Genomic DNA, 22,219 nt, shown 5'->3' on the forward strand with positions numbered 1-22,219 from the left:
CTCGCACTCGACCTCTCGATCTCAGGGAAGACATGACCCAGCATCTCGCTGCCCCTGCAGCCCCCGCCTCCGGCACCCACACGGACTGGTGGCGTGGCGCGGTGATCTACCAGGTCTACCCGCGCAGCTTCGCCGACGGCAACGGCGACGGAATGGGCGACCTGGACGGTGTCCGCGCCCGCCTGCCCTACCTCAGGGACCTGGGCGTCGACGCCGTCTGGCTCAGCCCCTTCTACTCGTCGCCGCAGGCAGACGCCGGGTACGACGTCGCCGACTACCGCGCGATCGACCCGATGTTCGGCAGCCTCCTGGACGCCGACGCCCTGGTCAGGGACGCCCACGACCTGGGCCTGCGCATCATCGTCGACCTGGTGCCCAACCACTCGTCCGACCGGCACGACTGGTTCCAGCGCGCCCTGCGCGAGGGCCCCGGCTCGCCCCTGCGCGAGCGCTACCACTTCCGCCCGGGAAAGGGCGAGAACGGTGAACTCCCGCCCAACGACTGGGAGTCCGTCTTCGGCGGTCCTGCCTGGACGCGGACGCCGGACGGCGAGTGGTACCTCCACCTCTTCGCCCCCGAGCAGCCCGACTTCAACTGGGAACACCCCGCCGTCCACGACGAGTTCCGCTCGATCCTGCGCTTCTGGCTCGACATGGGCGTCGACGGCTTCCGCGTCGACGTCGCCCACGGCCTGGTGAAGGCCGAAGGTCTGCCCGACATCGGCCGCAGCGACCAACTCAAGCTGCTCGGCAACGACGTCATGCCGTTCTTCGACCAGGACGGCGTGCACGAGATCTACCGCAGCTGGCGCAAGGTCCTGACCGAGTACGCGGGCGAGCGCATTCTCGTCGCCGAGGCGTGGACCCCGACCGTCGAGCGCGCGGCCGCGTATGTGCGCCCGGACGAGATGCACCAGGCCTTCAACTTCCAGTACCTGGGCACCCATTGGGACGCCACGGAGCTGCGCGAGGTCATCGACGTGTCGCTGGCCGCGATGCGTCCCGTCGGCGCCCCGGCCACCTGGGTGCTCTCCAACCACGACGTCACCCGCCACGCCACGCGGTTCGCCAACCCGCCCGGACTCGGCACCCAGCTGCGCACCGCGGGCGACCGCGCGCTCGGCCTGCGCCGCGCCCGCGCGGCCTCGCTCCTGATGCTGGCGCTGCCCGGCTCCGCGTACGTCTACCAGGGCGAGGAGCTGGGGCTGCCGGACGTCACCGAGCTGCCCGACGAGGTGCGGCAGGATCCCTCGTTCGTCCGGGCGAGCGGGCAGGACGGGTTCCGCGACGGCTGCCGGGTGCCGATCCCGTGGACCACCGACGGCTCCAGTTACGGATTCGGCGCGGGCGGCAGCTGGCTTCCGCAGCCCGAAGGCTGGGGCGAGCTCAGTGTCCAGGCGCAGACCGGCGATCCCGCGTCGACCCTGGAGCTGTACCGCCGCGCCCTTGCCGTGCGCCGGGAGCAGCCGGGGCTCGGTGCGGGCGACTCGCTGGAGTGGCTCGATGCCCCCGAGGGCGTACTGGCCTTCCGCCGCGACGGTTTCGTGTGCACGGCCAACACCACCGGCGTTGCGGTGCGCATCCCGGCCCCCGGCCGGATCCTCCTGTCCAACGCCGAAGTGGAGACCGCGGACGGCAAGATCGAGCTGCCCGCCGACACCACCGTCTGGTGGGCGGTGTGACCCTCTCCCCGCCGCGGGACGCCGACCGGTCGGACCGGGGCGCCCCGCGGCTCGCGGACCTCGCGGCCCAGTCCGGCGTCAGCGAGGCCACCGCGAGCCGGGTGCTCAACGGCAAGCCGGGGGTGGCGGCCGGCACCCGGCGCCGGGTGCTCGCCGCCCTGGACGTGCTCGGCTACGAGCGGCCGATGCGGCTCAAGCGGCACAGCGCGGGCCTGGTCGGCCTGGTCATACCCGAGCTCAGCAACCCGATCTTCCCCGCCTTCGCGCAGGTCGTGGAGCAGGTCCTGTCCGGGCACGGCTACACGCCGATGCTGTGCACCCAGATGCCGGACGGCGCCAGCGAGGACGAGCTGGTCGAGCAGCTGGAGGAGCGCCGGGTCAGCGGGATCGTCTTCCTCTCCGGGCTGCACGCCGACACCACGGCCGATCCCACCCGGTACCTCGAACTGCACGCCCGCGGAGTGCCGTTCGTCCTGATCAACGGCTACAACGAGCACATCCCGGTGTCCTTCGTCTCGCCCGACGACCGCGCGGCCGCGCGGATGGCGGTGCGCCACCTCGTCGACCTGGGCCATCAGCGGATCGGTCTGGCCATCGGCCCGACCCGCTACGTCCCCTCGCTGCGCAAGGCGGAGGGGTTCACGGCGGCGCTGCACGCGCTGCTCGGCCTGGAACAGGGGGAGGCCGAACAGCTCGTGCAGCGCACGCTGTTCACGGTGGAGGGCGGGCACGCGGCGGCCAGCGCGCTGCTCGACCAGGGGTGCACGGCGATGGTCTGCGGCAGCGACATGATGGCGCTCGGCGCGGTGCGTGCGGTGCGCGAGCGCGGTCTCTCGGTGCCCGGTGACGTCTCCGTGGTCGGCTTCGACGACTCGCCCCTGATCGCCTTCACGGACCCGCCGCTCACCACGGTGCGCCAGCCGGTGCAGGCCATGGCGAGCGCCGCGGTGGGGGCCCTGCTCGAAGAGCTGCACGGAAACCCGGTGCAGCACACGGAGTTCGTCTTCCAGCCCGAGCTGGTGGTGCGTGGCTCCACGGCGCAGCCGGGGCGCTGAGAGGGAGGCTCCCGGTGCCTGCCCGGTCGGGGCAGCGGGGTCGTGATGGTGGCTCCGGGGCCTCCCCGTTCCATGACCGGTCCGAACGGCCGGGCGCGTGGGGCCCGTTGTCCGGGACCCCCGGCCGCCCGGACCGGAGTCATGGTTGAACGTAACATCGTCGCAAGGTCTTGCGGAAGGTTTTGCGGCGCATGGCATCCCAGGGCTCCGCGTCTGCCGCGAGAGTGTGCGCGGAGGGTTGACCGAGGTTCCCGGGGGTCGTACGGTCTCGACCGAAAACGGCGTTGAAATGTTTCTGCAACATCCTTCAACGGCCTGACGGGCACGGCGCGTTGCCGGACAAGGTCACACCTCACTCATGCAGTCACACCTCACTCATGCAGGAGGCCCTCATGGCCGGCCGAAAGACCAGAGTCCGCAGACCCGTCGCCGCGGCCCTCGCCCTGGTGGCGGGTGCCGCGGGCGGCATCGTCGCCGGAGCCCCGCAGGCGCAGGCCGCCCCGCCCGGCGGCAAGGACGTCACCGCCGTGCTCTTCGAGTGGAAGTTCGACTCGGTGGCCAAGGCGTGCACGCAGCAGCTCGGCCCCGACGGATACGGCTACGTACAGGTCTCCCCGCCCCAGGAACGTATCCAGGGCGAGGCGTGGTGGGCCGCCTACCAGCCCGTCAGCTACAAGATCGGCACCCGGCTCGGCGACCGGAACGCGTTCAAGAACATGGTCGACACCTGCCACGCGGCCGGAGTGAAGGTCGTCGCGGACGCGGTGATCAACCACATGACGAACGCCTCCGGCACCGGCTCGGCGGGCTCAGCGTTCACCAAGTACGACTACCCGGGCACGTACTCGGGCGCCGACATGGACGACTGCCGGTCGCAGATCAGCAATTACCAGGACCGCGGGAACGTCCAGAACTGTGAACTGGGCGGCCTCGCCGACCTCGACACCGGCGAGGAGTACGTCCGCGGACGGGTCGCGGCCTACCTGAACGACCTGCTGTCCCTGGGCGTCGACGGCTTCCGGGTCGACGCGGCCAAGCACATCCCCGTGGACGACCTGAAGAACATCAAGTCCCGGCTCAGCAACCCCGGCGTCTACCTCAAGCAGGAGACGATCCACGGCGCGGGCGAGGCGGTCTCCCCGAGCGAGTACACCGCAACCGGTGACGCCCAGGAGTTCCGCTACGGCTGGGACCTCAAGCGCGTGTTCACCAACGAGAAGCTCGCCTACCTGAAGAACTTCGGTGAGGGCTGGGGCTACATGCCCAGCGGATCGGCCGCCGTCTTCGTCGCCAACCACGACACCGAGCGGCACGGCCAGACCCTCAGCTACAAGGACGGCGCGAACTACACCCTCGCGCACGTCTTCATGCTGGCCCTTCCCTACGGCTCACCGGACGTGCACTCCGGCTACGAGTTCAGCAACATCGACGCGGGATCGCCGGGCGGCGGCCAGGTGAACGCCTGCTACAGCGACGGCTGGAAGTGCCAGCACGCCTGGCCCGAGATCCGCAGCATGGTCAAGTTCCGCAACACCGCACGCGGAACAGGCATCACCCACTGGTGGGACAACGGCAACAACGCCATCGCGTTCGGCCGCGGCGACAAGGCATACGTGGTCATCAACCACGAGGGCTCCTCGGTCGCCCGGACCTTCCAGACGTCCCTCGCCGCGGGCAGCTACTGCGACGTCCAGAGCGGCAGGAGCGTCACCGTCAACGGCTCGGGCCAGTTCACGGCCACCGTGGCGCCGAACACCGCGCTCGCCCTGCACACCGGGGCCAAGAGCTGCTGAGCGTCTCCCGCCCGGCCCGCTCAGCCCGCACGACAGGCCGCCCGGCTTCCGCTTACCCGCCGCCGGGCGGCCACACCCCTGTACCCCTTCCGCCGCCGTCCCTGTATCCCGTCATCCGCAAGGAGAAGCACCCTTGACCGGCTCCCCCCGCCGCACCCTCGTGACCACGGCCCTCGCCCTGCTCGCCGCGGTCGCGCCCCTGACGTCCTCGGCCACCGCGGCGCCCCGAGCACCTGCCGCCGCTGAAGCGCCCGCCGATCTGGACCTGTCCACGTCCCGGGCGCAGTGGGTCGACCGCAACACCGTCGCCTGGGACGTCCAAGACGACGCCGCCACCCAGGAGTTGGTGTACGCCCAAGACGGGCAGCTGACCGTCAAGGACGGCGCACTCGCCGGCGAGGGACGGCGGATCCGCCTCGCCCCGGCCGAGGCCGGCCTGACCGACGCCCAGCGCAAGAAGTACCCGCACCTGAAGGGCTACGCGGCCTTCACCGTCGACCCACGCGACCGCGACCGGGTCCGCCACGCCCTCACCGGCCAGCTCGTCGCCACCCGCAGCAGCGCCGACGGCACCCTGCTCACCGCCACCGGAGTCCAGACGCAGGGCGTACTCGACGACCTCTACAGCGCCACCGCCACCAAGGCCGCGCTCGGCCCGCAGTTCCGCGACGGCCGCCCCACCCTGGCCCTGTGGACTCCCACCGCCCAGTCCGTCAGCCTCGAACTCGACGGCAGACGCGTGGCGATGCGCCGCGACGACACCAGCGGCGTGTGGTCCGTCGCAGGCGCCAGGAGCTGGACGGGCAAGCAGTACCGGTACATCGTGAAGGTGTGGGCGCCCAGCGTCCAGAAGGTCGTCACCAACAAGGTCACCGACCCCTACTCCACGGCGCTCACCGCCGACTCGCGGCGCAGCATCGCCGTCGACCTCGCCGACCCGAGGCTCGCCCCCAAGGGCTGGGAGCGGCTGAAGAAGCCGAAGGCTACTCCGCTGCGCGACGCGCAGATCCAGGAACTGCACATCCGCGACTTCTCCGTCGAGGACCGCACGGCGCGTCACCCCGGTCAGTACCTTGCCTTCACCGACACGGCGTCCGACGGCATGAAGCACCTGCGCGAGCTGGCCGCGGCGGGGACCTCCTACGTCCACCTGCTGCCCGCCTTCGACATAGGCACCATTCCCGAGCGCGCCGCCGACCAGGCCACGCCCGACTGCGACCTGACGGCGCCCGCCCCGGACTCCGACGCACAGCAGGCCTGCGTCACCAAGACCGCAGCCAAGGACGCCTACAACTGGGGCTACGACCCCCTGCACTACACCGTGCCCGAGGGCAGCTACGCGAGCGACCCCTCCGGAACCCGCCGCACGGTCGAGTTCCGGCAGATGGTGCAGGGCCTCAACGGGTCCGGTCTGCGCACCGTGATGGACGTCGTCTACAACCACACCGTCGCGAGCGGCCAGGCCGACAAGTCCGTCCTGGACAAGATCGTGCCCGGCTACTACCAGCGCCTGCTTGCCGACGGCACGGTCGCCACCTCCACCTGCTGCGCCAACACCGCCCCCGAGAACGCCATGATGGGCAAACTCGTGGTCGACTCCCTTGTCACCTGGGCCAGGGAGTACAAGGTCGACGGCTTCCGCTTCGACCTGATGGGACACCACCCCAAGGCCAACATCCTGGCCGTACGCAAGGCCCTGGACGCGCTGACCCCGAAGAAGGACGGCGTCGACGGCAAGAAGATCGTCCTGTACGGCGAGGGCTGGAACTTCGGGGAGATCGCCGACGACGCACGCTTCGTCCAGGCCACCCAGAAGAACATGGCGGGCACGGGCATCGCCACCTTCTCCGACCGCGGCCGTGACGCGGTGCGCGGCGGCGGCCCCTTCGACGAGGACCCCGGCGTCCAGGGCTTCGCCAGCGGCCTGTTCACCGACCCCAACGCGTCGAAGGCGAACGGCACCCCGGCCGAGCAGAAGGCCCGGCTCCTGCACTACCAGGACCTCCTGAAGGTGGCCCTCACCGGCAATCTCGCGGCGTACACCTTCACCGACTCCGCCGGAAAGCGGGTCAAGGGCTCCGAGGTCGACTACAACGGCGCCCCGGCCGGCTACGCGGCGGCCCCCGGCGACGCCCTCTCCTACTCCGACGCCCACGACAACGAATCGCTGTACGACGCCCTGGCCTTCAAGCTGCCCGCGGACACCACGGCCGCCGAGCGCTCCCGCATGCAGGTGCTCGCGATGGCGACCTCCACCCTGGCCCAGGGCCCGTCCCTGTCCCAGGCCGGAAGCGACCTGCTGCGCTCCAAGTCCCTGGACCGCAACTCCTACGACAGCGGCGACTGGTTCAACGCACTGCATTGGGACTGCAGGGACGGCAACGGCTTCGGACGCGGACTGCCCCCGGCCGCCGACAACAAGGACAAGTGGCCCTACGGAAAGCCCTTGTTGACATCCGCGTCCCTGACCCCGGGCTGCGCGGAGATCAACGGCACGTCGGCCGCCTACCGGGACCTGGTGAAGCTGCGCGCGACCGAGCCCGCGTTCTCCCTGGCCACGGTAGGCCAGGTCCAGTCGCGGCTCTCGTACCCGCTCTCGGGTACGTCCGCCGAGACTCCCGGCGTCATCACCATGGAGCTCGGGAACCTCGTGGTCGTCTTCAACGCGACCCCGGACGCGCAGAAGCAGCGCGTCGCGGATCTCAAGGGCAGCGCGTACTCGCTGCACCCCGTCCAGGCGAAGGGTGCCGACCCGGTGGTCAAGTCGTCTTCGTACGAGAAGAGTTCGGGCACCTTCTGCGTCCCCGCACGGAGCGTCGCCGTCTTCGAGCGAGGCTGAACCGGGGGCCTGTCCGGCCCCCGAGAGATGTTCGGTCCGGGCTGATGGTGCGTCGGCCCTCTCGCCGAGAAGCGGACGGTCCGTACCTCAAGTAGCCGAGAGCTTGGGGTTGTCGGCTGCGGGGACAAGGCGGTAGGCGTCTCCCTCGGGGACCACGTGGCCGGCGGTCGGCGGCGGGAAGTGGCTGCCGAGGAGCAGCGTGCCGGTGCCGGAGAGTGAGCTGAGGAGCTCCCGGCGGGTCCTTGCCGCCGTGGCGGGGTCCGTGTCCACGCAGCTTCCCAGGTCGGGGTGGACCAGTTGGACCGGGTGGTGGATGCAGTCACCGGTGATGAGCGCGCGCTCGCCGTTGCTGCTCAGCTCCACCGCCACCTGGCCCGGCGTGTGGCCCGGAGTGGGGCGCAGGCGGATGCCCGGGGCGATGCCGATGCCGGAGCCGTCGAGAGGCAGGTCGAGGAGGTCGAGCAGTCCCGCGTCCTTGATGGGGTGCACGGAGTCCCGGAACATCTGGCGCCGGGCCTCGTCCATGTCGGCGCCGGCCCAGTGGTCCCATTCGGTGCGGGTCGTGAGGTAGCGGGCGTTGGGGAAGGTGGGCGCCCAACTGTCTCCGTCCGCCCGGGTGTTCCAGCCGACGTGGTCGGTGTGCAGGTGGGTCAGGACGACGAGATCCACCGAGTCGGGGGCGAACCCCGCTTGGGTCAGCCGCTTCAGGTAGTCGCTGTCCAGGTTGTCCCACGCGGGGTTGGCCCGCTGCTTGCCATTGCCGATCCCGGTGTCGACGAGCACGCGCAGTCCGTCGACGTCGACCGCGAAACTGTGGCTCGCGAGCCGCGGGACGCGCTGTTCGTCCGCGAAGTCCGGCTGTAGCCAAGGGGTTTGGGCCACGACCTCGGGAGTGGCTCCGGGCAGCAGCCAGGGGCCCGTCTGCGGGGGCAGGGGCACTTCGTCGACGCGGTGGACGGTGATGTCTCCCACGGTCCAGGCCGGGGGGTCGTGGCGGATGGCGGCGCGGTGTGCGGTGGCGGGCATGCGGTGTTCCTTCGTCTTGTGCGTGGGCGTGACGCTGCCCCATGACTAAAAGCAATGCGTTTGCGTTAAGTGAGCGTAGGGCCTATCGTCGCGTTAAAGCAAACAATTAGCGTTTGAGTGTCGTCGCGCTGGAGTGGGCCTCCGACCGGCACAGGGCGACGAGCCGAACCGATTCGAGAGGGCCCGCATGGACGCCGCCGAACTCACCCCGCAGGAGGCCGCCCGAGGGGCACTCCGGGCGGGCCTGCCGCTGGCAGACGACCGTCACGAGGTGGTGGCATCGACCGCCCGTCACATCCACTCCGTCATCGCCATGCTGCGCGAACTGGACTTCGGGGAGACGCCGCCCGCGATGTCCTACTCGGCCGCGCCGGAAGACGTACATGCGGCAGGGCTGGAGGACGCAGATGCAGCCGTTTGAGCTGTCGCTCGCCGATGCCGCCGCCGCGGTGGCCGCGGGGGAGCTGTCCCCGGTCGAGCTGACCGATTCCGTGCTGGACCGCATCGCCGCGGTGGAAGACCGCCACCAGGCCTACGTCACCGTCACCGCGGACTCCGCCAGACGATCGGCGGCCGAGGCCGAGCGTGAGATAGCCAGGGGGCGCTCGCGCGGCCCGCTGCACGGAATACCCATGGGCCTGAAGGACCTGATCGACGTCAAGGGCATGCCCACCACGGCGAGTTCCCGCGTCAGGGCGGACCACGTCGCCGAAGGCGAAAGCACCGTCGCGGCGCGCCTGTCCGGGGCCGGAGCGGTGCTGCTCGGCAAGACCCACACCCACGAGTTCGCGTACGGACTGACCACCCCTCAGACGCACAACGCCTGGGACCACAGCCGTGTCGCGGGCGGGTCGAGCGGGGGCTCGGCCGTCGCCGTCGCGGCGGGTGAGGCCACCTTCGCGCTGGGGACCGACACCGGCGGCTCGATCCGCGTCCCCGCGGCGCTCAACGGCGTGGTCGGTCTCAAGCCGACGTACGGCCTGATCCCCCGCCACGGCGTGACGTCCTTGTCCTGGTCCCTGGACCACGTCGGCTCCCTGACCCGCACGGTGCGGGACGCCGCACTGGTCCTCGACGCGCTGGTGGGGCGTGTCCGGCGCGGCCCCGCCGGACACGCCGCCGTGACCGGTGGCTGGGACACCCCGGAGGCGGGTGACCTGGCGGGGCTGCGGGTGGGAGTGCCGCGCAACCACTACTTCGAGCGAATCAGCCCCGAGGTCGAGGAGAGCGTGCGCCGGGCCATCGGGCAGCTCGAGAAACTGGGGGCCGAACTCGTCGAGGTCGAGATCCCGATGGCGCGCTACATCCAGGCCGTCCAGTGGGGACTGATGGTCCCCGAGGCGACCTCGTACCACGAGCGGACGCTCCGCTCGACGCCTGAGCTGTACGCGCCGGACGTCCGTGTCCTGCTGGAGGCGGGCGAGCTCGTGACCGCCGGTGACTATCTCCGGGCCCAGCGCGCGAGGGCGCTCATGCGCCAGGCCTGGGCGCAGATGCTCGGCCACGTCGACGTGATCGCGGCGCCGTCGGTACCGATGACGGCGGTCAAGTCCGGTCAGGACAGCGTGGAGTGGGCGGACGGCACGGTGGAGGCCGTCTCCGACAGCTACGTCCGCCTCTGTGCCCCGGCCAACATCACGGGCGTACCGGCGCTGACCCTGCCCGTCGGTCAGGACCACGCGGGCATGCCGATCGGGATGCAGCTGATGGGCCGCCCCCACGGCGAAGCGACCGTGCTGCGGGCCGGGCATGCCTATGAGGTGGCCACGCGAAAGGAAACGGTCATCGCGAGTGGCTGGAGTGGCGGTGGCGGCGCTTAGAAGCAACGATTTTGCGTTAGGGAGATAAAGTGGAGCCATGAGTCCCAAGCCCATGGTCAGGCCCGGAGGGCGCAGCGCCCGTGTCCAGGAGTCGGTCCACACGGCGGTCCGTCAGCTGCAGGCCGAGGTGGGCCGCGAGGCACTGACCGTTCCTCTCGTCGCCGCCCGCGCGGGGGTGACGCCGTCGACGATCTACCGCCGGTGGGGTGACTTGCAGGAGCTCCTGTCCGACGTCGCAGTGGAACACCTGCGCCCTGAAGGGCCGCCGGCCGACCTCGGCACCCTGCGTGCGGACCTCGGCGCCTGGGCGGAGCAGTTCCTCGACGAGATGGCATCCCCGCCGGGGCGCGCGTACATCAGGGACGCGCTCCTCGGCGACCCGGACGGGAGCAACGCGGGCCAGTGCTCCGCCTTCGCCGCGGACCAGATCGACATCGTCCTGTCCCGTGCGTCGGACCGGGGCGAGGCCGTCCCGGACATCGAGCAGGTCATCGACCAGATCGTGGCGCCGATGATGTACCGCATCCTCTTCCGCCCCAGCCGGCTGGACACCGCCTACGCGCGCACACTCGTGGAGCGCACGCTCGCGAAGTCCTGAATCCGGCGAACAGAACCAGCCCGGAACGGATCAACTTCGCGCACTCTCGATCGCCTTGAGAGGCGGCAGCGTCAGTCGGCTGTCGCTTTCTGCGGGGCTGCGCGGCCGTGCGGTACGGGCCGCTAACGTATGGCCCGCACTTGTTCCCGTCGGGCCCTTGGGTCCCGGAGGTGAGAGATGGCGGATGCCCGCTCGGCGTCGGTGGGTACGATCCCGGTCCAGCACCTGCGGGCGGGCGACCATGCTTTCGTCAGTTACGCCGACGACGATGCGGGCCGCGACGTGGTGTCCGCCTTCGCCTGGTCCGGGCTCGTGAAGCGCGAGAAGGTGATGGTCTTCGCCGCTCCGCACATGCACGAGGAACAGGTGTGGGACCGGCTGGACGCGCCGGGGGCCCTGTTGGGAGCCGCTCGCGAACAGGGGCAGCTGGTGCTCAGCAGCATGCGCGCCCTCATCCACCCCCAGGACGCGTTCACGCCCAACCGGCAGTGGGAGCGCATCACGGAGGAGACCGAACGGGCCCTGGCCGAGGGCTACAGCGGGCTGCGCACCTACATCGACATGCACTGGGTGGGGGATCTCGGCGCCGACGTCGAGGTGATGATGCACCGTGAGTCCCACGCCCAGCATCTGTTCACCGACCGCCCCTACACCGAGATCTGCGCCTACGACAGCCGCTGGTTCAACCCCGGTGTCCTGGAGGCCATGCACGAGGCACACCCCTGCCGACTGCTTCCCCACCTGGGTGCCCTGCACGTGCAACAGGCGGAGGGGTTGGTGCAGTTGGTCGGTGAGGCGGACGTCGCCACCCGGGAGGAGTTCATCGGCGCCGTGCGCGAAGGGCTCAGGCGCAGTGAGGGCTCCGGGCCGCTGACCGTGGACCTGTCCGGCCTCGTCTTCCTCGGCGTGGCCTGCGCGGTCGATCTGCTGCGGCTGGTTCTGGAGCACCCGCACGGACCGGTCCGGGTCCACTGTCCACCGACATCGGCCCGCATACTGCGCCGAGCGGGTGCCGACCAGGTGCCGCACATGGTGATCAGTGAGGTGGGCCGCTGATGACGACCACGCCAAGTCCTCGCGAGGTCCCGCCCGTCACGCTGCTGGAATCGCGCTTCACCCAGGACGACCTGCCCCGGCTGCGGATGCTCGTCGAACAGTACGCAGACCACCAAGGCCTGGCCGAGCCGCGGCGCAGCGAGTTCATCGTGGCTCTGGACGCCGTCGCGGTCAACGCGGTCGAGCACGCGGGTGGCGGCGGCACGCTGGTCCTGCAGCGCAGCAACGGCCATCTTGCCTGCCACATCCACGACATGGGCCCCGGCTTCAGTGCCGACGTCATTCCTGAGTTGGCTCCCGGACTCGACGGTCATGCGGGCGGGCGTGGACTGTGGCTCGCCGGCCTGCTCACCGACGAGCTCACCATTTCCGCGGGCCCCGGCGGGAGCATGGTGACCCTGACGGTGCGACTGCCGAAGGCCCACGGCTGACCGCGGCCATCAGGGCGGGTACCGGTTCGGTCCGGAGGCCGCCAGCCGTGGCGAGGATGGCACGGCAGGCCTAGCCTGGGCGGAAAGTGCCGTTATGGGCGCATGTCCGCAGGGCGGAAGGTTGACAGTCTTGAGCGCGTCCGACGAGGAGCAGAAGCGGCCGGAGCCCGGTGCGGGCCCCGTACCCACCGGCGATCCGGAGTTTCGTCCCTATCATCATCCGGCCGCCGGCTGGGGCGCCGCCAAGAGCGTGACCCAATTCCTCGTGCGCGAGGGCGCGTTGGTGGACGGGCCGCGGGCGATCAAACGGATGAACCACGAGGACGGCGGATTCGACTGCCCCGGCTGCGCCTGGCCGGACGACACCAAGGGGCTGCACCTCGACATCTGCGAGAACGGGATCAAGCACGTCACCTGGGAGATGACCCGCAAGCGGGTCGGCCGTGACTTCTTCGCCGCCCACTCGGTGACCGAGCTGTACGGCTGGAGCGACTACGACCTGGAGAACCAGGGCCGGTTGACCGAGCCGATGGTCTACGACCCCGACACGGACCACTACGTGCCCATCGGCTGGCAGGACGCGTTCGATGTGGTCGGCCGTGAATTGCGCGGCCTCGACGACCCGAACCGGGCCGCGTTCTACACCTCGGGCCGCCTGGGCAACGAGGCCACCTTCCTCTACCAGCTGATGGCCCGTGAACTGGGCACGAACAACCTCCCCGACTGCTCCAACATGTGCCACGAGGCCAGCGGCCGTGCGCTCACGGCGTCCCTTGGCACCGGCAAGGGGACCGTCGACCTCAAGGACTGGGAAGTCACCGACGCGCTGTTCATCCTGGGCGTCAACGCGGCCTCGAACGCGCCCCGGATGCTCACGGCCCTCGCCGACGCGTACGGCCGCGGCGCGCAGATCGTGCACATCAACCCGCTGGTCGAGGCCGCCGCCACCCGCACCATCGTCCCGCACGACTTCACGGACATGGCACTCAACAAGGCGACACGGACCAGCACCCTGAATCTGCAACCGCGCATCGGCGGAGACATGGCCCTCCTGCGCGGCATGGCGAAGGCGGTCCTCGAACAGTCGCCGACCGACCCGAAGGCGCTCGACCGGGAGTTCATCGACCGGCACACCACCGGTTTCGACGAGTACCGCGCCCTGTGCGAGGCCACGCCCTGGGAGGAGATCGAGAACCAGTCCGGGGTCAGCCGCGCCGACATCCTCAAGGCGGCCCGCGTGTACCGCGACGCCGACCGCAGCATCGTCAGCTGGTGTCTTGGCGTCACCCAGCACGAGCACGGCGTCGACACGGCGCGGGAGATCGTCAACCTGCTGCTCCTGCGCGGAAACCTGGGTCGGGAGGGGGCGGGTCCCTCCCCGGTGCGCGGGCACAGCAACGTCCAGGGCAACCGCACCTGCGGCATCGACCACCGCCCCAGCGAGGAGTTCCTGGCCCGCATCGCCGAGGTCTGCGACATCGAGCCGCCCCGCGAGCACGGCCTGGACACCGTCGCCACCATCAAGGCGATGCACCGGGGCGAGGTGAAGGTGTTCGTCGGCATGGGCGGCAACTTCGCCCTCGCGGCGCCCGACACCCCGTACACCTACGAGGCACTGCGGACCTGCGACCTCACCGTCCAGGTCAGCACCAAGCTGAACCGCAGTCACCTCGTCCACGGCCGCAAGGCCCTCATCCTGCCGTGCCTGGGCCGCACCGAGAAGGACCATCAGCGCAAGGGCGTCCAGAGCACATCCGTCGAGGACTCGATGAGCATGGTGCACCTGTCCGTCGGCATGAAGCGCCCCGCCTCACCGCACCTGCTCTCCGAGCCGGCGATCGTCGCGGGCATGGCCCGAGCGGCCCTGCCCGAAAGCGCCACCCCCTGGGAGTGGTACATCGAGGACTACGACCGCATCCGCGACACCATGGCCCAGGCCCTCGACGGCTTCGAGGACTTCAACCGCCGAGTGCGCCTTCCCCTCGGCTTCCGCATCAAGCAGCCCGCCCGCGAGCTGGTCTTCCGTACGCCGTCCGGGCGAGCCGAGTTCTCCGTCGCCGCCCTGCCCGACGTCGTCCCCGCGCCCGGCACGCTGGCCCTGGGCACCATGCGGTCGCACGACCAGTGGAACACCACCATCTACTCCGACAACGACCGCTACCGAGGCATCAAGAACCTGCGCACGCTCGTCTTCATGAACCGGGACGACATGCGCGAGCGCGGCATCACCGAATCCGCCCCGGTCGACATCACCAGCACCGCCAAGGACGGCAGCAGACGCCACCTCAACGGCTACCTCGCCATCCCGTACGACATCCCCCGGGGCTGCGCGGCCGGCTACATGCCCGAGATGAACGTGCTGTGCGCGCTCGGCGACTACAGCACCCAGAGCGACCAGCCGATCATGAAACACGTCAAGGTCACGATCACCGCCGTCCGATGACCTGCGCGTCCAGGCGGGCGCGCATACGCTGACCCTGTCCGTTTTGATCCTTTGGTCCCTCTGGAGTTTCATGGTCACCCCGCAGCCCGTGGTCACACCGCCTGCCAGGGCCGCCGTGTTCCTGGTGGCCACCGTGGCCCCCGGTGGTGAGGCCGCCGTGCGCGACGCACTCGCCGACCTGGCGGGGCTGACCCGATCGGTGGCGTTCCGCCACCCCGACGAGGGACTGACCTGCGTGGCGGGCATCAGCTCCCGCGGGTGGGACCTGCTCGTGGCCGGGCCGCGGCCCCGTGAACTGCACCCCTTCGAGCCGCTGCGAGGCCCCCGCCACCAGGCACCGGCCACCCCGGGCGACCTCCTGTTCCACCTGCGCGCCAGACGCATGGACCTCTGCTTCGAGCTGGCCCGGCTCATCGTGGAGCGGCTGGGACCCGCGGTGACCGTCGTCGACGAGGTGCACGGCTTCAAGTACTTCGACGAGCGCGACCTGCTCGGGTTCGTCGACGGCAGCGAGAACCCCGGGGGAGGAGCGGCGGCCGACGCCGTGTTCGTCGGCGACGAGGATCCGCGGTTCCGGGGCGGCAGCTACGTGATCGTGCAGAAGTACGTGCACGACATGGCGGCCTGGCAGGCGCTCACCGTCGAGGAGCAGGAACACGTCATCGGACGCACCAAGCAGGACAACGTGGAACTGCCGGACGACATCAAGCCGGACGACTCGCACGTCACGCTCAACACGATCGTCGACGACGACGGGGTCGAGCGGAAGATCGTGCGCGAGAACATGCCGTTCGGGCAGGTCGGCCGCGGCGAGTTCGGCACGTACTTCATCGGCTACGCGCGCACGGCCGCCGTGACGGAGCAGATGCTGCGCAACATGTTCCTCGGTGACCCTCCGGGCCGGACGGACCGCATCCTCGACTTCTCCACTGCCGTGACCGGCGGCCTGTTCTTCGTGCCCGACGCCGACCTGCTCGGCGACCTCCCCGAATTCGCGCCCACCGATGCGGCAGTCGATGCGGAAGCCGATGCCGACACCGCCCCCGTGGCCGACGCCGCCTCCGACGCCTCCCTGGGCATCGGCAGTCTGAAAGGAGCCTGAGCGCCATGACGACCCCCGCCGCCCCGAACAACCTGCACCGCGAGCTCGCCCCGATCACCCCCGAAGCCTGGGCCGAGATCGAGGAGGAGGCCCGCCGCACCTTCCGCCGCCTCGTCGCGGGCCGCCGGGTCGTCGACGTCCCCGACCCGGCCGGGCCGAAGCTCGCCGCCGCGGGCACCGGACACCTCGCCGACATCACCTCGCCCGCCCCCGGCGTGAGCGCGCGGCTGCGCGAGGCGAAGCCGCTGGTCGAACTGCGGGTGCCGTTCACCGTCAGCCGGGCCGCCGTGGACGACGTCGAGCGCGGTTCGAGCGACTCCGACTGGCAGCCGGTGAAGGACGCGGCGCGCGCCATCGCGTTCGCGGAGGACCGCACGATCTTCGACGGATACGCGGCGGCGGGCGTCGAAGGGCTGCGCGAGCGGACGTCCAACCCGGTGCTCACCCTGCCCGGCGAACCGCTCGACTACCCCGACGCGATCAGCCGGGCCCTCACGGCGCTGAGGCTGGCCGGAGTCGAAGGCCCCTACGCACTTCTGCTCGGCGCCGAGGAGTACCGAGAGGTCAGCGAGACCTCCGACCACGGCTACCCGATCGCGGCGCACCTGGGCCGGATCATGGGCAGCGATCCGATCTGGGCGCCCGCGCTGAGCGGCGCGTTCGTCCTGTCCACCCGCGGCGGCGACTTCGAACTGCTCCTGGGGCACGACCTGGCGATCGGCTACACGGCGCACGACGCGAGCGGCATCGAGCTGTACCTGCAGGAGACACTCACCTTCCTGGCCTACACGGACGAGGCAGTCGTCGTCCTGCAGCACTGAGCGCGTGAAGCGTCTGCTGCCGCTCTCCGCGGTGCCCCGCCTGGCCGGGGCGGCGGTCCTCGGGGCGGCGATCGGCGCGGTGGTCGGCGCACTGACCAGGGCGCCGCTCGGCATCCTCGCGGGTATCGCCGCGGCGCAGACGCTCTTCGTCGTGGCGGGCTGGATCGTGCTGTGGCCCATGGACGCCGCCACCACCCACCGCAACGTGCGGCGCGAGGAGTTCCGGCCGGTCACCGAGGAACTCGTCGTCGTCGGGGCCGCCCTGTGCGGCCTGATCGGCATCGTGGTGCTGCTCCTGCTCGGCGACTCGGGCATGAGCCACGCCGCGGCCGCGACGGCACTCGGCGGCGTGTTCATGGCCTGGGCGGCGCTCCACCTGATGTACGCCACCCGCTACGCGTACCTCTTCTACCTGGCCCCCACGGGCGGCATCGACTTCAACTCCGACGACCCGCCCGCGTACAGCGACTTCCTCTACTTCAGCTTCAACCTCGGCATGACCTACCAGGTCTCCGACACGGACGTCTCCAGCTCCACGATCCGCGCGGTGGTCCTACGGCATTGCCTGCTTTCCTATGTCTTCGGCGCGAGCATCCTGGCCACGACGATCAACCTCGTCGCCGGCATCGTCACGGGCTGAACCGGCGACGTACCGGTCCCGGCCGGTGGCTCCGCCGATGCCCGTCGCCGCCCCGCTGAGGGCGATGCACACGACACTCACCCCGATGAGCAGGCCGACCGCGGCCACGCCGAATCCCGCGACCGCGGCCGTGACGGCGGCGGCGCCGAGCGGCCCGAGCGCGGAGTGGATGGTCCAGAAGGACGCCGTGACCCGCCCGAGGAGGTGACCCGGCGTCACCTCCTGGCGCAAGGACATCGAGCAGATCCCCGTGAAGGCGGTGCAGAACAGGATGACGGCCGCGAGCGCGCCGAGCGTCGGCAGATTCTCCGACAGGCCCAGGCACGCGATGGCGATGCCGGCCAGGGCGAATCCCGTGATCCAACTGACCCCGAATCCCAGGCGTTTGCGCACCCGGTCCACCGCGAAGGCGGCGAGGCAGGTGCCGACGGTCCCGGCCGTCAGGACGTAGCCGACCGTGCTGTCCGCGTGGCCGAGGTCCTCCTTGACCCGGAAGATGATGACGTCGGTCAGTCCGTACGTGAGGAACGTCAGGAGCGACAGCAGCACCGTCAGGGGGCGTAGCACCGGATGCGCCCACAAGAAGCGGGCCCCGGCCAGGAACTCCCCGCGCACGCCTGCCCGTTGGTCCTGGTTCGCGTCGTCGTCGGGCGGCCGCGTCGCGCGGACGCGGACGAAGAGGATGCCGGCCGCGGAGACGGCGAATGTCACGGAGTCGATCCCGATGGCGGTGGCGGGTCCGAACGCCGAGGCGACGAAGCCCGCGAGCGTCGGCCCGCCCGTGCTCGCCACGGCGTACGTACCGAACAAGTGCCCGTTCGCCTTGGTGATCTGGCCGGGCTCGACGATGGCGGGCACCAATGTCACGTACGCCACCTGGAAGAGCATGGAGAAGGCGCCGGCGAGCGGAACCACCGAGTAGATCAGCCACATCGGCGCCGCGAAGAGCCAGACCAGCGGGATCACGGCGTACAGGAGACAGCGCGCCGCGTCGGCGGCCATCAGGAGCCGTCGCCGGTCCACCCGGTCGGCGATCACCCCGGCGAAGAGACCGGTGGCGATCGAGGCGACGCCGGTCAGCCCCGTGACGAGCCCCATCTGCACGATCGATCCTGTGCTGTGCAGGACGAGGAGCGGGATCGCGACGTACGAGAAGGAGTCACCCAGGGCCGACAGGGTCTGGATGCCCAGGAAAATACGGTAGTTGGGGTTGGCCCATAAGCCGGGAGGCGGATCGGACCGGTCCGCACCGGAGCCCGATGCCGCGCCTTCGGGCGCGCCGCGCGTGGACATGCTCCGCCTCCCTCACGATGGCCGCAGCGATTAGACCACGGTCCGATCGTGTTGGCGGGCGGTCAGTCCTTCGGGGCTTGGCGCTGCGCCTTGACGGTGTAATTGGTGCGTGTGGAGGGCTGTCCGTCGGGGTCGGTCAGGGAGTGCTCATGGGTGTCGCAGACGAGTACGTCCCACTGGTCGGCCGCCAGGTCGAGAGAGGCCAGCACCTTCTGCGGGGTGGGGAAGTCCACTCCGGGGTGCGATGCGGTCTCCCAGGCCGGGAAGCCCATGTGGCCGACGATCAGGAGGGTGCCGCCCGGCGCGACGGCCGCGGCGGCGCCCCGCAGGATCTGCTCGCGTGGCATCTCGTGCAGGGAGTGCAGGAACTGGGCGGAGACCAGGTCGTAGCTCCCGGCGGGGAAGGACGCGCCGAGGTCGTGGTGCTGCCAGTCGACGCGGTCGGCGACCTGCGCCTGAGCCGCGTGCTCGGCTGCCCGGTCCATGGCGACGCGGGAGATGTCGGTGGCGGTGACGCGCCAGCCCTGCCGTGCGAGCCAGATCGCGTCGCCCCCTTCTCCGCAGCCCAGGTCCAGGGCGCTGCCCGGCGTCAGACCCTCGGTCTCGCGGACGAGTGCGGCATTGGGTTCGCCGCTCCACAGGCGGCCGCTCTGGTTGTAGCGCTCGTCCCAGAACGCCTCGGCCGCTGCGGCGGAGGTCGTGGAAGCCCCGGCGGCCGGGGAGGTGGGGGCGGTGTGGGCGTGGGTGTGCTGGTCGCTCATGTGGGCTCCTTCTGCTCTGTGGCAACCCTGCGTGCGACCGCCTCGGCTTGACAAAGTTATTTGCCGCATCGGCAAATGGAGGGATGAGCGACGAGGCCGAACTCACGGATGTGCTGACCGCCGTCGGGCCGCGGCTGCGGGCGCTGCGGAAGGCGCGGGGCGCCACCCTGGCCCGGCTGAGCGAGGAGACGGGCATCTCCCTGAGCACGCTCTCGCGGCTGGAGGCGGGGCAGCGCGAGCCGACCCTCAAGCTCCTGCTGCCCCTCGCCAAGGCGTACGGCGTCCCGCTCGACGAACTGGTCGGCGCGCCGCAGACCGGCGACCCGCGCATCCATCCGAGGCCGTTCCTGCGCCACGGCAACACCTGGGTCCCCCTGACGCGGTACCTCGGCGGCATGCACGCCTACAAGCAGGTCATGCCGGTCGCCAAGAAGAGCGGCAGCAAGACCGCACGCCCCGAGCAGGGCATGCACGAGGGCTACGAATGGCTCTACGTCCTCTCCGGCCGCCTGCTGCTCGCCCTGGGCGACCACGACCTCGTCCTCACGGCGGGCGAAGCCGCCGAGTTCGACACCCGCACGCCCCACGGCTTCGCCAACGCCGGCGACATCCCCGTGGAATTCCTCGTCCTGTTCGGGGCGCAGGGCGAGCGCATGCACGTACGGGTCAGGCCGGCCGGCGAAGGCCAAGGAGAAGGCGAGAGCGAGGGCGACGAGGTGTGAGCGGTCAGGCGGTGCGCAGCGCCGGGTCGCTGGTGCCGGCCTCGCCCGTCTCCACGTGTCCGGCGAACCTGCGCAGGTAGGCGCTGTCGCTGTCGGACCGTACGCGCAGGTCGTACCAGCGCTTGCTGTGGCCGAGGTCGACCCAGCGGGTCTTTCGGCCACCCGCGGCGACGGTGAGCCCGGTGCTCTTGCCGCCGTAGGCGTTGGTGACGGTGAGGTGGCAGGCGGACTTGGCGGGATTGGTGAAGGTGAGCTTGAGGCGGCCGGTGCTCTTGTCGTGATGGGCGCTGACTTCCGGGCTCGTGGTCGCGGCGGTGCCCTCGTAGGTCCGCAGATAACCGTTGGGGCCGTGCACGGTCAGCTCGTACGCCCCTTCGGAGGGGCCGGTGCTCCAGGTGTCGGAGATCTTCTTGCCGGCCGCGGCGGTGTAGGTCCAGGGCCCGTCGTCGCGGTTGCCGGAGGTGACCAGGAAGCAGGCCCCGGTTTCGTCACCGGGGGCGAAGGTGAGCTCGATGCTCCCGTCGGTGGGTTTGACGGCAGCGGTGACGAGGGGCGCGTAGGGGAGGGGCCGGGTGGGCCTTGCGCCCTTCTCCTGCTTGGGCAGGGCCGGGGAGGCCGGCGGTGAGTGGGTGTAACTGTCGTGCCGTTCGTCGTCCGGCGGCTCATAGGCGTCGGTGCTCGGCAGGGACGCGGGCTTGGTGTGTTTGAGGCCGAAGTCGAAGGCCGACGTGAGGTCGCCGCAGATGGCGCGGCGCCAGGGGGAGATGTGCGGTTCGTGGACGCCGAAACGGCGCTCCATGAACTGGATGACGGAGGTGTGGTCGAAGACCTCGGAGCAGACGTAGCCGCCGGTCGACCACGGGGAGACGACGAGGGTGGGGACCCGCATGCCGAGCCCGTAGGGACCCGCGCTGTAATCGCTGTCGCCGGGGAAGAAGTCGAGCTCGGTGTCGACGGTGGACGCGCCCCACGAGGAGTCGGCCGGCGGGTAGGGCGGCGGAACGTGGTCGAAGTAGCCGTCGTTCTCGTCATAGGTGATGAACAGGGCCGTCCTGCTCCACACCTCGGGGTTCGACGTCAGTGCGTCAAGGACCTGCGAGATGTACCAAGCACCGTAATTCGCGGGCCAGTTGGGGTGCTCGCAGAACGCCTCCGGAGCGGCGATCCAGGAAATCTTCGGGAGTTTGCCCGCCTTGACGTCCGCCCGGAGGTCATCGAGGAGATGGCCGCTCTCCTTGACGTTCGTCCCCTTGCACGCCTTCTCGTAAAGAGCGTCGCCGGGGCGGGCGTCGCGGAACTTGTTGAAGAACATCAGGGAGTTGTCGGCATAGTTGCCGCGGTAGGCGTCCTCCAGGCAGCCCCACAGCCCGTCCTCGGTGAGTCCGTCGCCGGTGTCCTGGTAGATCTTCCACGACACGCCGGCCTTCTCCAGGCGCTCGGGATAAGTGGTCCAGTCATAACCGGCCTCTTCGTTGCCGAGGACCGGTCCGCCGCCCTTGCCGTCATTGCCGGCGTGCCCGGAGTAGAGGTAATAGCGGTTGGGGTCGGTCGCGCCCATGAAGGACGAGTGGTAGGAGTCGCAGACCGTGAAGGCGTCCGCCAGCGCGTAGTGGAACGGTATGTCTTCCCTGGTCAGGTGGGCCATGGCCCCGGAGGTCTTGGCCGCGATCCAGTCGTCGTACTTGCCCTTGTTCCACGCCTGATGACCGGTTTCCCAGTCATGGCTCAGCCCGGCGATGAACTGCATTCCCAGATCGTCGGCGTCCGGGTGGTAGGGCAGGACTTCCTCGCCGCCACCGGACTGGTGCCATACGGATTTGCCGCTCTCCAGCATCAACGGGCGGGGGTCGCCGAATCCCCGTACGCCGCCCAGCGTGCCGAAATAGTGGTCGAAGGAGCGGTTCTCCTGCATGAGCACCACGATGTGCTCGACGTCGTCGATCGACCCCGACCTGGCGGAGGCCGGGATGTCGGCGGCGCGCATGATGCTGGCGGACAGAGCCGCGACGCCTGCGGTGCCACCCGCGGCCTGGAGGAAGCGTCGGCGGTTGAATGCGGGCATGTAGCTGTACCTCTGAAACGTGGGGGATAGAGGGCCGGACACCGTAGTCAGGCCCGCCCATGAGACGTCAAATGG

General features: G+C 70.3%; 17 protein-coding genes and 1 pseudogene. 14 read left to right on the forward strand and 4 right to left on the reverse strand.

The genetic code is table 11. The features are described from left to right. Positions 1-32: 32 nt before the first annotated feature. The 4 genes and pseudogenes from AC07AG_RS02250 (at position 33) to pulA (ending at position 7,369) form a co-directional block, all read left to right on the forward strand. Positions 33-1,682: a glycoside hydrolase family 13 protein gene (locus tag AC07AG_RS02250; RefSeq protein WP_478750949.1), complete on the forward strand. Its 1,650-nt coding sequence runs from the start codon at positions 33-35 to the stop codon at positions 1,680-1,682. Continuing rightward, a complete protein-coding gene (locus tag AC07AG_RS02255) occupies positions 1,670-2,737 on the forward strand; it encodes a LacI family DNA-binding transcriptional regulator (protein WP_478750951.1) in 1,068 nt (355 codons plus the stop codon). The genes AC07AG_RS02250 and AC07AG_RS02255 overlap by 13 nt, the downstream gene beginning before the upstream one ends. Before the next feature lie 392 nt (positions 2,738-3,129). Then, positions 3,130-4,527 (forward strand): annotated as a pseudogene (locus tag AC07AG_RS02260) (alpha-amylase); the annotation flags it as partial. A gap of 136 nt (positions 4,528-4,663) precedes the next feature. Further along, positions 4,664-7,369, forward strand: coding sequence for a pullulanase-type alpha-1,6-glucosidase (gene pulA / locus AC07AG_RS02265; protein ID WP_478750953.1), 2,706 nt, complete (start codon positions 4,664-4,666; stop codon positions 7,367-7,369). Between the two features lie 87 nt (positions 7,370-7,456). On the opposite strand, the gene AC07AG_RS02270 is transcribed toward pulA, so the two are convergent. Further along, entirely contained in the window at positions 7,457-8,395 is a 939-nt protein-coding gene (locus tag AC07AG_RS02270) for an MBL fold metallo-hydrolase (RefSeq protein WP_478750955.1), read from the reverse strand. A gap of 187 nt (positions 8,396-8,582) precedes the next feature. Here AC07AG_RS02270 and AC07AG_RS02275 point away from each other — a divergent pair, with 187 nt between their 5' ends. From AC07AG_RS02275 to AC07AG_RS02315, 9 genes are all read left to right on the forward strand, one after another. Next, the gene (locus AC07AG_RS02275) at positions 8,583-8,816 is read left to right on the forward strand and encodes a hypothetical protein (RefSeq protein WP_478750957.1); all 234 of its coding nucleotides are present in this window, start codon (positions 8,583-8,585) and stop codon (positions 8,814-8,816) included. Next, the gene (locus tag AC07AG_RS02280; protein WP_478750959.1) at positions 8,803-10,215 is read left to right on the forward strand and encodes an amidase; all 1,413 of its coding nucleotides are present in this window, start codon (positions 8,803-8,805) and stop codon (positions 10,213-10,215) included. The genes AC07AG_RS02275 and AC07AG_RS02280 overlap by 14 nt, the downstream gene beginning before the upstream one ends. Before the next feature lie 37 nt (positions 10,216-10,252). Further along, positions 10,253-10,813: a TetR/AcrR family transcriptional regulator gene (locus tag AC07AG_RS02285; protein WP_478750961.1), complete on the forward strand. Its 561-nt coding sequence runs from the start codon at positions 10,253-10,255 to the stop codon at positions 10,811-10,813. Positions 10,814-10,990: 177 nt separating this feature from the next. Beyond that, positions 10,991-11,869, forward strand: coding sequence for an MEDS domain-containing protein (locus tag AC07AG_RS02290; RefSeq protein WP_478750963.1), 879 nt, complete (start codon positions 10,991-10,993; stop codon positions 11,867-11,869). Next, entirely contained in the window at positions 11,869-12,300 is a 432-nt protein-coding gene (locus tag AC07AG_RS02295; protein ID WP_478750965.1) for an ATP-binding protein, read from the forward strand. The genes AC07AG_RS02290 and AC07AG_RS02295 overlap by 1 nt, the downstream gene beginning before the upstream one ends. Positions 12,301-12,430: 130 nt before the next feature. Continuing rightward, positions 12,431-14,743, forward strand: coding sequence for an FdhF/YdeP family oxidoreductase (locus AC07AG_RS02300; protein WP_478750967.1), 2,313 nt, complete (start codon positions 12,431-12,433; stop codon positions 14,741-14,743). A gap of 70 nt (positions 14,744-14,813) precedes the next feature. Beyond that, positions 14,814-15,845: a Dyp-type peroxidase gene (locus AC07AG_RS02305; protein ID WP_478750969.1), complete on the forward strand. Its 1,032-nt coding sequence runs from the start codon at positions 14,814-14,816 to the stop codon at positions 15,843-15,845. Between the two features lie 5 nt (positions 15,846-15,850). Continuing rightward, positions 15,851-16,666, forward strand: a complete 816-nt coding sequence (locus tag AC07AG_RS02310) for a family 1 encapsulin nanocompartment shell protein (protein ID WP_478750971.1) — start codon at positions 15,851-15,853, stop codon at positions 16,664-16,666. Positions 16,667-16,670: 4 nt separating this feature from the next. Further along, positions 16,671-17,306, forward strand: a complete 636-nt coding sequence (locus tag AC07AG_RS02315; protein ID WP_478750973.1) for a DUF1345 domain-containing protein — start codon at positions 16,671-16,673, stop codon at positions 17,304-17,306. Here AC07AG_RS02315 and AC07AG_RS02320 read toward each other — a convergent pair. Together AC07AG_RS02320 and AC07AG_RS02325 are read right to left on the reverse strand one after the other, a co-directional pair. Next, positions 17,220-18,599, reverse strand: a complete 1,380-nt coding sequence (locus AC07AG_RS02320) for an MFS transporter (protein ID WP_478750975.1) — start codon at positions 18,597-18,599, stop codon at positions 17,220-17,222. The two genes, AC07AG_RS02315 and AC07AG_RS02320, sit on opposite strands and share 87 nt — an antisense overlap. A 62-nt stretch (positions 18,600-18,661) precedes the next feature. Continuing rightward, entirely contained in the window at positions 18,662-19,360 is a 699-nt protein-coding gene (locus AC07AG_RS02325; protein ID WP_478750977.1) for a class I SAM-dependent methyltransferase, read from the reverse strand. Positions 19,361-19,443: 83 nt separating this feature from the next. Between AC07AG_RS02325 and AC07AG_RS02330 the strand changes: the two genes are divergently transcribed. Then, entirely contained in the window at positions 19,444-20,082 is a 639-nt protein-coding gene (locus AC07AG_RS02330) for a helix-turn-helix domain-containing protein (RefSeq protein WP_478750979.1), read from the forward strand. A 4-nt stretch (positions 20,083-20,086) separates the two neighbouring features. Here AC07AG_RS02330 and AC07AG_RS02335 read toward each other — a convergent pair whose 3' ends face one another. Continuing rightward, positions 20,087-22,144, reverse strand: a complete 2,058-nt coding sequence (locus AC07AG_RS02335) for a phosphocholine-specific phospholipase C (protein ID WP_478750980.1) — start codon at positions 22,142-22,144, stop codon at positions 20,087-20,089. Positions 22,145-22,219 lie beyond the last annotated feature (75 nt).

The sequence above is a fragment of the Streptomyces sp. NPDC044044 genome (genome assembly GCF_056434405.1).